At 35.6% G+C, this 13,732-nt stretch carries 10 protein-coding genes; 4 read left to right on the top strand and 6 right to left on the bottom strand.

Annotated features, from left to right (window positions below; all coding sequences use genetic code 11):
- A partial coding sequence (locus HNS38_RS08810; protein ID WP_216663676.1) for a hypothetical protein occupies positions 1-1,168 on the bottom strand: 1,168 nt, incomplete at its 3' end.
- 847 nt (positions 1,169-2,015) lie between these two features.
- Here HNS38_RS08810 and HNS38_RS08815 point away from each other — a divergent pair.
- Positions 2,016-3,554 carry a YifB family Mg chelatase-like AAA ATPase gene (locus HNS38_RS08815; protein WP_172282933.1) on the top strand — a complete coding sequence of 513 codons (1,539 nt, stop codon included), beginning with the start codon at positions 2,016-2,018 and terminating at the stop codon, positions 3,552-3,554.
- 166 nt (positions 3,555-3,720) lie between these two features.
- On the opposite strand, the gene pgk is transcribed toward HNS38_RS08815, so the two are convergent.
- Positions 3,721-4,911: a phosphoglycerate kinase gene (gene pgk, locus HNS38_RS08820; RefSeq protein ID WP_172282931.1), complete on the bottom strand. Its 1,191-nt coding sequence runs from the start codon at positions 4,909-4,911 to the stop codon at positions 3,721-3,723.
- Between the two features lie 312 nt (positions 4,912-5,223).
- Between pgk and HNS38_RS08825 the strand changes: the two genes are divergently transcribed.
- Complete coding sequence (locus HNS38_RS08825) at positions 5,224-5,688, top strand: Fur family transcriptional regulator (RefSeq protein ID WP_172282929.1); 465 nt, start codon at positions 5,224-5,226, stop codon at positions 5,686-5,688.
- A 91-nt stretch (positions 5,689-5,779) separates the two neighbouring features.
- A complete protein-coding gene (locus HNS38_RS08830) occupies positions 5,780-7,309 on the top strand; it encodes a PAS domain-containing sensor histidine kinase (RefSeq protein ID WP_172282927.1) in 1,530 nt (509 codons plus the stop codon).
- A 160-nt stretch (positions 7,310-7,469) separates the two neighbouring features.
- Here the strand turns inward: HNS38_RS08830 and atpC are convergent, their stop codons facing one another.
- The 3 genes from atpC to HNS38_RS08845 all read right to left on the bottom strand — a co-directional run bounded on the left by atpC (position 7,470) and on the right by HNS38_RS08845 (position 10,855).
- Positions 7,470-7,706, bottom strand: a complete 237-nt coding sequence (gene atpC / locus HNS38_RS08835) for an ATP synthase F1 subunit epsilon (RefSeq protein ID WP_172282925.1) — start codon at positions 7,704-7,706, stop codon at positions 7,470-7,472.
- Between the two features lie 6 nt (positions 7,707-7,712).
- Complete coding sequence (gene atpD / locus HNS38_RS08840) at positions 7,713-9,218, bottom strand: F0F1 ATP synthase subunit beta (protein ID WP_172282923.1); 1,506 nt, start codon at positions 9,216-9,218, stop codon at positions 7,713-7,715.
- 209 nt (positions 9,219-9,427) lie between these two features.
- Positions 9,428-10,855: an MFS transporter gene (locus tag HNS38_RS08845; RefSeq protein WP_172282922.1), complete on the bottom strand. Its 1,428-nt coding sequence runs from the start codon at positions 10,853-10,855 to the stop codon at positions 9,428-9,430.
- Positions 10,856-11,016: 161 nt separating this feature from the next.
- On the opposite strand from HNS38_RS08845, the gene HNS38_RS08850 reads away from it, so the two are divergent.
- Complete coding sequence (locus HNS38_RS08850) at positions 11,017-11,859, top strand: hypothetical protein (RefSeq protein ID WP_172282920.1); 843 nt, start codon at positions 11,017-11,019, stop codon at positions 11,857-11,859.
- Positions 11,860-12,137: 278 nt separating this feature from the next.
- Here HNS38_RS08850 and HNS38_RS08855 read toward each other — a convergent pair whose 3' ends face one another.
- A complete protein-coding gene (locus tag HNS38_RS08855; RefSeq protein ID WP_172282918.1) occupies positions 12,138-13,670 on the bottom strand; it encodes a hybrid sensor histidine kinase/response regulator in 1,533 nt (510 codons plus the stop codon).
- Positions 13,671-13,732 lie beyond the last annotated feature (62 nt).

The following is a 13,732-nucleotide window of genomic DNA, read 5'->3' on the forward strand; positions in this document are numbered from 1 at the left end:
TTACGATAAAAGTATCAGTCCAAGTGCCTTCATTAGAAGTAATGTCTAAGGTGAATTCCACATCTCTTTCTTGAGTGATTCCTGTTGCAATATCAAAATTATAATCGTAATCACACCATTCTTCACCATTGATATTCACTTCCCCATAATTTTCAGAATTATCGGTGATAGTGATATCAGGATCTTGAGTAGAAAGGATAGCTTCAGTACCAGTAGCCATTTGGTTTCCAGAATTGAAAAGACTTACTGGCATTCTGATGGTTTCTCCACCTTCAGGAAGGTTGTCATCATCTTCGCCAGCAGGGTCGAAGTTGTGAGCAGCATAAGCCAGCTCTGGCATATATACTATATTGTCAGGATGTATTTCAATGGTGAAAACATCAGTCCAAGTACCTTGGTTAGAAGTCATCTCAATGTTGAACTCTACCGTTCTAGTTTGAGTAATACCAGGAGCAATATCGAAGTTATAGTTATAATTTGACCACTCATCGTATCCTGCTTCAATGTGAGGATAGTTTTCACTAGCATCAGTAAGCGTAATAGCAGGGTCATTAGTAGAGATAACTGCAGAAACCACAGTGGCTCTTGCTTCTCCAGAGTTTAATAACTCAATAGGCATTCTAATAGACTCTCCACCTTCGGCTAAATCATCGTCATCAGCACCGGCCTCAAAGAAGTTATGAGCTTGGTATTCTAAGACTGGCATTGGGCTAGCATTATCAGGATAAATGGTTACGATAAAAGTATCAGTCCAAGTGCCTTCATTAGAAGTAATGTCTAAGGTGAAAGTGACATTAAACTGAACTAATATACCAGTTGCAACTATGAAATCATAGTCATAATCTGTTTGTCTATTAGCACCAATTGGAATATCAGGATAACTTTCGTTGGCATCTGTAATCGTAATTGATGGATGGGTACAGCTTAAAATAGCTGAAACATCTGTAGCAACAGATTCCCCAGAATTACTAATATTTACAGGCATGTTTATTGATTCGCCACCTTCGGCTTTTCCATCATTATCACTAGAACCATTTGAATCATCTATAATATGACTATAATGGTTCAGGATAGGCGGGTCATCTAAGGATTTTTCAATATCTGAGTAGCCATTTGTTGCAAGAAACGCAAATAAGGCGACTGTAAAGAGTAAAGACTTTATATTCATAATACAAATTTTAATTTTACGATTAGGGTTCAATAATTAGGGTAAAAGCGTATCAAATGAATCAGACATCTTAGCAAAAGGTCATCAAAGGTATTGATTATTAGTTATTAATCAAACAATCGGAATATCACATAAAGATCTCATTTTCAAATTTACATAGGCTTATAAGTAACTACAATAATAATTATGCCAACATTATAAAGAACTGTTTTCCAAAGGTTATACCGAATGATCAAGTATCGCAAAACGTCCAAATTCTGGAATACGAGGACGGATTTGGAAATCATCAAGCACTTTATTAGCATTTCGAATATTTCATGATTATTTAAATATAAAACTGATCTTGACTTAAGATCCTATTCCCAAACCCAAGCAATGAAAGAGTTTTAGCATTTTTTTAATTGATAATAGTTAATAAGGACAAGCAAAATAATTTTCATAATTAATGAATTTATTAATAAATTATTAACTTTTAAAATAAGACAGTGGAGCCAAAATGAAGCCATAAAATAAATTTTTAATTCATATTTTGATTAAAATTAACATACTTAATGGCTTCATTTCTCCAAATATTTGCATTGAAGTTTTTCAAACCTGAGCTCTAGATTTAATAATCGAATTCGATCTACAAGTTTTTTTTTTAATATTATATGTTCTTATATTATCAAGAAGGATGTCATTGTTAAAAACGGATATATATGATGAAAAGAAACGCATTTAGACTGCCCTAAATATTTAGTTTATCCCTAAATTTTAGCAGAGGCTTACTTTACTTCAGATCATTTCAACCATATTATTTCATGAAAATTTGTACCTTAGCCACTTAGCATCCCAAATTCTCCCTATTATGCTCATTAAAACCTTTGGTAGTACTCTTATTGGGGTCAATGCCATAACCATCACAGTAGAAGTAAATGTAGATCAAGGTGTCAATTTTTATTTAGTTGGACTACCCGATAGCGCAGTTAAAGAAAGTCATCAACGCATTGAGTCGGCATTGAAACACATTGGTTATCGATTACCTGGAAAGAAGATAGTTATTAATATGGCACCTGCCGATATCCGTAAAGAAGGCTCAGCTTACGACCTCACACTAGCAGCTGGTATTTTAGCAGCTTCCGAGCAAATGCAATCCAAGGACATCGATAAGTATATCATCATGGGTGAGCTTTCTTTAGATGGCAGCTTACAACCTATTAAGGGAGCCTTATCGATAGCCATACAAGCCCGAGAGGAGGGTTTCAAAGGATTTATTCTGCCTAAACAAAATGCAAAAGAGGCCGCTATTGTAAATAATCTAGAGGTTTATGGAGCAGAAAACATAAAAGATGTGATTGACTTCTTCGATGGAAAACCAAGTATGGAAAAGGAAGTTCTCGATACAAGAAAAGAGTTTTATTCCAGCCTTAATGATTACGAGTTCGACTTTGAAGATGTGAAAGGCCAAGAAAACATTAAAAGAGCCTTAGAAATTGCAGCTGCTGGCGGTCATAATGTGATTTTCATTGGCCCTCCTGGTGCAGGAAAAACCATGCTGGCAAAGCGTATGCCCAGTATTTTACCGCCCCTTAGTTTACATGAAGCTTTAGAAACAACCAAAATCCATTCGGTTACAGGAAAACTGAGAAGAACAGATGCCCTAGTTTCAGTTAGACCTTTTAGATCTCCACACCATACCATTTCTGACGCAGGCCTCGTAGGTGGGGGAACTTATCCGCAGCCTGGGGAGATTTCATTAGCACAGAATGGGGTATTATTTTTAGATGAATTGCCTGAATTTAAAAGAACCGTACTCGAAGTCATGCGCCAACCTATGGAAGATAGAGTCGTCACTATCTCTCGAGCCAAACTTAGCGTTGAATACCCTGCCAATTTCATGCTGATTGCCGCCATGAACCCATGTCCCTGTGGCTATTATAACCACCCTGATAAAGATTGCGTTTGTGCCCCAGGAATTGTACAGAAATACCTGAATAAAATATCTGGTCCTCTCCTTGACAGAATAGACATTCATGTGGAAGTAGTGCCAGTTCCGTTTAGAGAAATGAATAGTGTGGAACAAGGTGAGAAAAGTCAATTTGTTCGTGAACGAGTGATAAAAGCCAGAGAGGTTCAACAAGTGAGGTTTAGCGAAGACACTAAAGTTCATGCAAATGCACAAATGTCGAGCAAGCAACTGCAAATATATTGTAAGCTTGATGAGGGCGGCAGAGAATTACTCAAAAATGCCATGGAACGACTTAGTCTTTCTGCGCGTGCCTACGATAGGATTTTAAAAGTGGCCAGAACTATTGCAGATTTAGAATCCTCAGTAAGCATACAAAATGATCATCTGGCAGAAGCTATTAATTATCGAAGTTTGGATCGGGATAATTGGGGAACTTAAATGACAGTTAAAAGATAACAATTTCTAGATTATAGATACAAACCTCTGACTATCTATTTTTTATTATTAGATACTGCAATAATAAAAGCAGCCAAAACTAATTTCAGCTGCTCTATTTATTTTACGAAGCACAAACCTTGAACCTCGAACTTTAAACTTTGAACTCTTAGTCCATTATCGCTTTAATACCAGGAAGCACTTTACCTTCCATATATTCTAACATGGCCCCACCACCAGTGGAAACATAGCTCACTTGGTTTGCAAGTTTATATTTATTAATGGCAGCTACAGAGTCGCCACCTCCGATTAAGCTAAAAGCTCCTTCTTTGGTAGATGCCGCAACAGAAAGTGCAATGGCTTTAGTACCGTGAGAGAAATTCTCCATTTCAAAAACGCCCATAGGACCATTCCAAAGAATAGTTTTACTCTGAAGTAAAACATCATTAAAAGCTTTGCGTGTTTCTGTCCCCACATCTAAGCCCATCCAACCTGACTCAATCTCGTCGGCTCTGATTTCTTTTCTATTGGCATCATTATTAAAATCATCAGCAACTATCGCATCTTCAGGGATATGAATTTTAACTCCACGCTCCTCCGCTTTTTTGAATAATTCTACAGCTGTGTCTAACAAATCTTCTTCTACCAATGAATTTCCAATTTCGCCACCCATGGCTTTAATGAAAGTAAACATCATGCCACCACCAATAATTAAGTGGTCGGCTCTTTCCATCAAATTCTCAATGATACCAATTTTATCAGATACTTTAGCACCACCTAAAATAGCTGTGAATGGTTTTTGTGATTCATGTAATACTTTATTGATGCTTCGAATTTCTCCAGCCATAACATAACCGAACATTTTATCATTAGGAAAAAATTCAGCGATAATTGCAGTACTGGCATGAGCTCTGTGAGCAGTTCCAAAGGCATCGTTCACATAAATATCTCCATGCTTACTTAGTTTTTCAGCAAAACCTTTATCACCTTTTGTTTCTTCTTTATAGAAACGAAGATTCTCTAATAATAAAACATCTCCAGCTACTAGCGCTCCACTCAAGGCTTCGGCATCTTCTCCGATACAATCATCAGCAAAAATTACTCCTGTTTCTAATTTCTTAGATAAAGTAGGCACCAAATGTTGAAGAGAGAATTTATGCTCAGGACCCATTTTAGGGCGACCTAAATGCGACATCAAAACCACTGAACCACCATCGGCCAATATCTTCTTGATGGTTGGAATAGCAGCATTTATTCTAGTTTCATCAGTAATTTCAAATTTATCATTAAGTGGAACATTAAAATCCACTCTAATTAAAGCCCTTTTTCCGGCAAAAGAAATGTCATCAATTGTTTTCATTATAAAATTTTTTTTAAATATTTTGATCGTGTTTGCTCGGCAAAATTACGAATAATCGCAAGATAATTAAAATTTTACTTTTTTGACCTTCCTTCTTCAATCTTAAAACTATCAAAGAATTATATACACACTAAAACCTAAATATTCTCACAGAATTACACAAATAAATATTAAGTATTTCTCTGTTTTTTATTTTTATTAATTCTAAATAAAAGAAATTTATTACTTTTGTACCCTAATGAGATTTTAGATACAGATTATACATAGAACTGGTTTAAAGATAATCTTAAACGAGTTCACAATAGGGAATTGATGAAGAACGACAGCAACAAAGAAACTTTCGAGGCGGTAAAAAAGATTTTCACTGAATTTTTACAAAAAAACGGACAGAGAAAAACACCAGAGCGCTATACTATCCTACAAGAAATTTACAATACTGAAGGCCATTTTGATATAGAAACTCTTTATATCAAAATGAAAAACAATAAGTATAGAGTGAGTCGCGCTACACTTTATAATACCATGGAACTATTATTAGAATGTGGTTTAGTCACCAAACATCAATTTAGTAATAATTGCGCACAGTTTGAAAGATCATTTAAATTTAGACAACACGATCACTTTATTTGCTTAGATGATGGTAGTGTTCTTGAATTTTGCGACCCAAGATTACAAGAGATTAAAGACAGCATAGAAAAGCTTTTAAATGTGACCGTAACCAGTCACTCTTTAACTTTCTATGGCCATTGCAATACCAAATCGGGAGACAAACATTAATTTTAAAAAAACAATCTTCATTCAATATATAGCTTCTTTTAGCGTTATACACTATTGATCTTTTAATATCTTTGTGTTAAGGCTAGCTAATATGAACATCTATAATCACCAGAACAAACTCAAACTTCTACTATCTGTTGTCGGAATTTTTATCGTCAGTGTTTCTCTATGGTATACCAATTCCTTGGTGAACCAAATCAGGCAAAACGAAAGACAGAATATGGAGCTTTGGGCAAATACCATTGTGAGTAAGTCTCATTTGGTAGCTTCTACAGACTCTCTTTTCCAGAAACTGAAAATAGAAGAGCGCAAAAGGGTAGCCCTTCTGGCCAAGGCTTACCAAAAGATCTCCACCAACGATTCCAATGAAGATCTTACCTTTTATTTAGATTTACTGAGAGAAAACACTACTATTCCGGTTATTCAAACCAATAAAAAAAGAGAAATACTTAGCAGTGTGAATATTGATATCAACACTGATTCTACTAGATATTTAAAAGGAGCTTTACTAAAAGAATTTACTGAATACCAACCCATAGTGTTGGAATACATTGAGTCGGATAAGTTTTATCTTTACTATAAAAACTCCCTTATATATTCTAGGATTCAGCAAATAGTGCGCGACCTCAATGAGTCCTTTATAGAGGAAATTGTACTAAACTCGGCTTCGGTTCCTGTAATAGTAACTGATAGCAGTAGAACTCATATTATGGATTATGGAAATATTGAGGAAGCTAAAATATCAGACACTGCTTTCGTGCAGGAATTGATTCACGAAATGCAAACTCAAAACACCCCTATTACCATTGACCTCCCCTACTCTGGAAAAAGATATATCTATTATAAAGATAGCCTTTTGCAAACACGCTTAAGGTATTTTCCATTAGCCATTTTAGCCGCTATGGCTTTATTCATTATATTAGGTTATTTAATATTTAGTACTTCGAGAAAATCGGAGCAAAATCAAGTATGGGCTGGTTTGGCAAAAGAAACCGCTCATCAATTGGGAACTCCTTTGTCCTCTATGATTGCATGGATAGACCTCCTTCGTATGCAAGAAGTAGACGAGGACTCATTGAGTGAGTTGGAGAAAGATGTGCATAGACTAGAAGTGATTACAGATAGGTTTAGTAAAATTGGATCCATACCAAAACTTCTTCTTGGCGATGTGGGTGCCGTAGTACTAGAGTTTGTGGATTACTTCAAAAAGAGAACTTCTAAGAAAGTTAATTATAGCGTAGAGATCGACGCCGTCAATGGCCATAATATTGTGGCCCCATTGAATATTCCTCTTTTTGGCTGGGTGATAGAGAATCTGTGCAAGAATGCCGTTGATGCCATGGAAGGCAAGGGAGATATTGATATTATACTATTTGAAGATGATCAATCGGTTTATATCGACATCACTGATACTGGAAAAGGTATTCCAACAAACAAGCAGAAAAGTATTTTCAAACCTGGATTTACCACCAAAAAACGTGGCTGGGGGCTGGGACTATCTTTGGCTGATAGAATCATCACCAATTACCATAAAGGTAAAATTTTCGTGAAGAGATCATCTATTGGTAAAGGGACTACCTTTAGAATCATCCTCAAGAAATCAAATTTATTACAGAAGTAATATTATTATTGCACGAAGCTCTAGTAGGGTTCACAAAATCCACATAGGAAGCTATTGTTTCTTTAGTATTTTGGGTTACCCCTTTTTTCATCATCCCATTGACAAAAAAAAATCCGATTCACAAAATGCAAATCGGATTTTTTATGAGATTATATTTTAACTATTGTGCCAAAACCATCACTTTATTATCTACCACTTCTAAAACACCGCCTTTGATATCATAAAAGTTTTCGTTTTTATTGGCATCTATCACCTTCACTTTACCTTTAGCTAAACCAGCTATCATAGGCATGTGATGATCAAGCACCTCAAAAGAACCATCCAAACCTGGTAATTGAACCAATTCGGCTTCTCCTTCAAAAACAATTTTATCTGGTGTTACGATTTCTAAATTCATAATCGCTTAGTTTTGTGCAATTAGTTTTTTACCTTTTTCTATAGCTTCTTCAATGGTACCTACCAAGTTGAAAGCAGCTTCAGGATATTGGTCAACCTCACCATCAAGAATCATATTAAATCCTTTGATAGTATCTTCAATACTAACGAATTTACCTTCTAATCCAGTAAACTGAGTTGCAACGAAGAATGGTTGAGATAAGAAACGCTGCACACGACGTGCACGGTGTACTACCAATTTATCCTCTTCAGACAATTCATCCATACCTAGAATGGCAATAATATCTTGAAGCTCTTTATATCGTTGAAGAATTTCTTTTACTTTTTGAGCCGTATTATAATGCTCATCGCCAACGATATCTGGAGAAAGAATTCTAGATGTAGAATCTAGAGGATCCACAGCTGGATAAATCCCAAGCTCTGAAATCTTTCTATTCAATACTGTAGTAGCATCAAGGTGAGCAAATGTTGTAGCTGGAGCAGGGTCAGTTAAATCATCCGCAGGAACATAAACCGCCTGCACAGATGTGATAGAACCACGCTTAGTAGAAGTAATACGCTCTTGCATGATACCCATTTCAGTAGCTAGAGTTGGCTGATAACCTACTGCAGAAGGCATACGACCTAATAGTGCAGACACCTCAGAACCAGCTTGTGTAAAACGGAAAATATTATCCACAAAGAAAAGGATATCACGTCCACCACTTTCCTCATCACCATCACGGAAATACTCTGCCATGGTTAAACCAGAAAGAGCTACACGAGCACGTGCCCCAGGAGGTTCGTTCATCTGACCAAACACTAAAGTTAAAGTCGATTTTTCCATCTCCTTCATATCCACTTTAGAAAGGTCCCATCCTCCTTTTTCCATGTCTTCTTTAAAGGCATCACCATATTTGATAATACCCGATTCAATCATCTCTCTTAATAAGTCATTACCTTCACGAGTACGCTCACCAACACCTGCAAAAACAGATTGTCCATCGTAAGCTTTTGCAATATTATTAATCAATTCCTGAATAATTACAGTTTTACCAACACCAGCTCCACCGAATAAACCAATTTTTCCTCCTTTAGAATAAGGCTCAATCAAATCGATCACCTTAATTCCAGTAAAAAGAATCTCTTTGGAAGTAGTTAAGTCTTCGAATTTTGGAGGATCCCTATGTATAGGGTACCTAAGTTCAGATTCTACTTTTGGTAAACCATCAATAGATTCGCCAATCACATTGAACAAACGGCCATTTACACTTTTACCTGTTGGCATAGAGATGGGCATGCCTTCTGAAGTCACCTTCATACCTCTATAAAGACCATCAGTAGAATCCATTGCAATGGTTCTCATGGTGTTTTCACCTATATCTTGTTGTGCTTCTAAAACAATGGTATTACCACTTTCGGTAGTGATTGAAAGGGCATCATAAATTTTCGGCATACGACCTTCGTCTTCAAAGCTAACATCAATGACTGGGCCAATGATCTGGGATATTTTTCCTACTATCTTATTACTCATGAATTAACGCTTAAAATTTGAAGCAAATATAAAACAATCTATCCAAATTCAGGCATTTTAATGCTTCTTTTTTTTAGCGCAACTATACCCCTCCCCTAACAGCCTCATTTTATCACTAATATCTTGAGAAATCCCAACTAATTGGCAAAAAAAAATCCTGCCTTTCCAAATATTGGAGAAGCAGGATAATATTTTTGTTAGAGTAGCTGTTAATTCTGAATATTAGGAAGCTCTAAACCATAACCTTTTTTCTTGTCTTCTGCTTTTAACATTAAAGCAACAATAATCGCTAAAAAACCTGTAGTAGCAAAAATCTGCATAGGCAGTGTATAATCATAAGCTGGGATTATTACACTAGCATCACCAGCAGCTTTAGCAGCTTTAGCAGCCATCACTTCTGGGTTAGAATAATCTAAAGCCCAACCAATCAATAGTGGCACACCCATTAGCCCCCAGTTCTGAACCCAGAAAATAAGTGCATAAGCTGTTCCTAATTGTTTTTCCGGAATTATCTTTGGAACAGATGGCCACATAGCTGAAGGTACTAAAGAGAAAGTTACCCCTAAGAATAAAATAAGAGCAATCGCTACTATGTAATTAGTAATGAATGGAATGGCAAAAACGGTATGAGCTATTAATAACATCACAGAACCGATTAACATGATGGTGGCACCCTTACCTTTTCTATCGTAAATACTACCAAATAAAGGTGTCAATAGAATAGTTCCAAAAGGAAGCAACCCGGGAATAGAACCCGCAAACTCTGGATCTACGCCATATTTATTTATCATTAAGTCAGTTGCATAGTAAAGGAATGGAAAAACTCCAGAGTAGAATAATACACAAAGGAAAGCGATTAACCAGAATCCTTTATTTGTAAGAATAGTTAAGATATCACTTACTTTGAACTCATCTTCTTCACTAACTTCGTCTTGAATACCTTCTGATTTTTCTAGTTTTTTATCCATGAATGTATACCAGATAAAAGCTACAAATCCAGCTACTAAAAGACCTAGCCCTAACATAACAGGAGCAGAAAGCGCAGGCATGGCTTTAGTACCAAACCAAGCTGTAGCCATTGGATAAGGAAGTGCTAAAGCAAGAGCAGTACCCATACGAGCAGTGGCCATTTCAAGACCCATGGCTAAGGCTAATTCTTTGCCTTTAAACCATTTTACAATAATCTTACTTACTGTAATTCCAGCAATTTCAACACCCACTCCAAATATTCCAAAACCAAGTGCACCAAAAGCAATTTGAGATTTCATTTCTAAAAATGTTCCAGCAAAATAAACATCACCCATTGGAACCATCTCTGCAATTGCAGCATACTGCAATAGCGTACCTACAATCATAGTAAGAGCAGCTCCAAGACCAGTAAATCTAACACCAATTTTATCTAAAATAATTCCTCCAAAAATCAACATCAAGAAGAATACATTAAACCAGCCATAAGCACTATTCCAAAGACCAAAATCAACACTATTCCAGCCAAAAGCTTCTTCTAAGAGTGGTTTCAATGGAGAAATCACATAATTGATATAATAACCTGTCATCATTGTAAAGGACACAACGGCAAGAGCTCCCCACCTTGCGCCTTTAGAATCTCTCAGGCTTTTGTTTATTACTTCTGTCATTTTCTTATTGTTTAAAGTTTGTTTTTATTTTTTAATGGGCTAAAGTAGGGAAAATATAGAGTCCTTCGAGTTGTTATTCGAAAAACTTCCAGAATCAAAATTCATTCAAAATAGTATGAAAGGATTTCTTACCTTTGGAATGCCACTTAAAAATCAATATTATGTTGTCCCACGACATTATTATCATAGAGAGTTTACCCGAACGTATTGTAAATGGCGTCATCAATAAAGCCATTAATTATGCGCTTTTATCGGTTGCTTTTACCACCAAGAAAATTAATTTACTTTCACTCCACAGGAAAATTGAAAACATTACTAAAGGCCAAATTGCTGAATTGATGTTTCAACATTTCATGATTCAAAACAACTTACGCGTAAACTATTCTTCTTGTCAAACTCCTTTTTACTTGCCTAGCAAAAGAGACTTCCTGATGGATGAATATGAATGGGATATTAAAAACTCTTTTGTTAGAACTAATCAGGATTTATCTCCAAAGGATATTGTTGAATTGCCAGCGTTAATTCCAAACAGGCCCTCCTCTCCTTTTTTTACCGATCATTGGGAAAAACGAAATGAGATGAAACACAAAACCAGTTGTGGAGCCAGGTTTGTTTTTACCTTTATGGATAGGCCAAAAGAAATGGATTTCATTAAAATAAAAATACGGGCCCATCATTTGTTGTTCTTTGAAACCATCAAGAGTCAGTTCCCTTATCAGCGAGGAGAAAAGCCACCCTTTACAGAAAGCTGGTTTTGGAATGAATTGAGTAAAATCGATTTTCCGGAATATGAATTAAATCAGGAATTAAAGCTTTATATCACAGCATGGGCAGGAAAAGACCACTTTAAATATTTCTTTAATACAGAGCAAAAAAACTTTGAGGAGCGTATATATACCAAAATAAGGAATAAAACCATTAAAATCCATCGACTACCAAGTTTCGTTAGTTTGTTTCCCAAATTGAAAAAGAATATGAAGTGTGGCAAGCTGTTTGAGTTGTGAAGGAATGAGTGAATGAGGCTATGAAAGAATGATTTAATGGGACAATGAGAGAATAGTATAACTGTTGTAGATTGGAAATCTTTTCTATGCTTTACGAATCTTTACTTTATTTCTAAATCCCAATGAGCGAATGATTGAATGGAACCATGATAGAATAGTATGATTGTTGTAGATTGAACCCCTTTACTATTCCATACTAAGCCTAATTTTTACTAGAATACGCTCTCCTAAAATCACAAATCATCCATTCATAAATCATAAATCACCAATCAGAAATACTACATAGTAAGATAGAAGTTCAATTTCCCAAAGAAATCAGGAATATTTATAGGTTTGGTTAAATAATCGTCACAACCAGCTTCTAAAGCTTTTTCCATATCCCCTTCTACAGCAAAAGCCGTTAATGCAACAATAGGTATTTTAGGCTGAATGATTTTAATATGCTCAGAGGCTTTATAGCCATCCATAATTGGCATTCTTAAATCCATTAAAATAAGATCAAACTTATCATTCTCTATAACAGCCTCCACTGCATCTTTTCCATTTTTAACCCAAGTTAATTTCACATAAGTTTTCCTCAAAACGGCAGAAACAAACTTATAATTAGCATCCACATCTTCTGCTATTAGAATATGACGCCCTTTTAAATCAGGCACTTCAACATTAGAAGAAGAGTCCACTTCTTTATCTGACTCTTTGCTTCTTTGAAGGTAAGGAATTAAAAAACTAAACTGGGAGCCTTTTCCATTCTCAGATACTAAAGATAATTTACCACCAAGCTTAGTCACCAAAGCTTTAACAATGGCTAATCCTAATCCACTTCCAATGGCTTGATCACCTTCCCTTACCTGATGAAAACGATCAAATATTAATGCTTGATCCGATTTAGGAACCCCCAAACCACTATCTTTTACAAAGAACTGAATATGGGGAGTTCTATCTTGTTTTTGCTTTTCGAGTAATTGATAACCTATTTCTATATGCCCTTTATGGGTGAACTTAACCGCATTATCAATTAAATTGCTTAAGATTTGACGCAAACGAGTTTTATCAGTGAGTATTAAAGCATCTGCATTTTTCAGTGGCATTATAGGAATGATCTCAACATCCTTGGTTTGTAATCTAGGATCACTTCTGTAAATATCTGCCAATTCACTAATCATCTCATTGATGTCTACCCTGTGAACTTTAATATCTATTAATCCAGATTCGATTTTTGATATATCAATCACATCGTTAATAATATTCAAAAGATAGCGACCACTGCTCTTAATAATGTCCAAATATTGCCTCCGCTCAGTTCTATCTTCGGAACGTTGAATAAGGTCAGAAAAACCAAGTATTGAGTTCATAGGCGTTCTAATCTCATGGCTCATATTCGCTAAAAAACTAGTCTTTAGTTTCTCTTGGGATTCTGCTTTTTCCTTGGCATTAATTAATTCTTCCTCTCTAGTTTTTTGTTTTTGAATACTATTTAAGGCAATAAGGTACAAGGCATTATTATCCTCGCATTTTTCTATGCAACCAACCCTACATCTATACCAAACCCGCTTATCCTCCATCAACAGTTCCATTTCCAACTCTATAGAAGGATCTGATTCTTTTAATTCACTATGAATAATTCTTTGAATATTTTTCCAATCCTTATCTTGAAAAATAGTTTGAACATTATACAATTGCTCTTTCCTGTAATTAGTTTCTAGAAGGCGACCGGAGGAGTCTACCAGAAAAATAATATCATTGAGTTTTTCAAAGATTTTCTGATAAAAATCGAGATCAGCTGGTAGATGCGTAGATGTAAATTCGGCCATTTGTTAGTTCCATTGAATAAAGCTCTTCAAAGGTACATAATCTTATTTACGGATTACAATAT

Origin of the sequence: Lentimicrobium sp. L6, assembly GCF_013166655.1 — a bacterium.
Classification (GTDB): domain Bacteria; phylum Bacteroidota; class Bacteroidia; order Bacteroidales; family UBA12170; genus UBA12170.

Bases quoted from the DNA above. Each gene is read 5' to 3' on its own strand.
- HNS38_RS08825 (WP_172282929.1), top strand. From the start codon at position 5,224: ATGAAGAACGACAGCAACAAAGAAACTTTCGAGGCGGTAAAAAAGATT.
- pgk (WP_172282931.1), bottom strand. From the start codon at position 4,911: ATGAAAACAATTGATGACATTTCTTTTGCCGGAAAAAGGGCTTTAATT.
- HNS38_RS08830 (WP_172282927.1), top strand. From the start codon at position 5,780: ATGAACATCTATAATCACCAGAACAAACTCAAACTTCTACTATCTGTT.
- HNS38_RS08855 (WP_172282918.1), bottom strand. From the start codon at position 13,670: ATGGCCGAATTTACATCTACGCATCTACCAGCTGATCTCGATTTTTAT.
- HNS38_RS08815 (WP_172282933.1), top strand. From the start codon at position 2,016: ATGCTCATTAAAACCTTTGGTAGTACTCTTATTGGGGTCAATGCCATA.
- HNS38_RS08845 (WP_172282922.1), bottom strand. From the start codon at position 10,855: ATGACAGAAGTAATAAACAAAAGCCTGAGAGATTCTAAAGGCGCAAGG.
- HNS38_RS08850 (WP_172282920.1), top strand. From the start codon at position 11,017: ATGTTGTCCCACGACATTATTATCATAGAGAGTTTACCCGAACGTATT.
- atpD (WP_172282923.1), bottom strand. From the start codon at position 9,218: ATGAGTAATAAGATAGTAGGAAAAATATCCCAGATCATTGGCCCAGTC.
- atpC (WP_172282925.1), bottom strand. From the start codon at position 7,706: ATGAATTTAGAAATCGTAACACCAGATAAAATTGTTTTTGAAGGAGAA.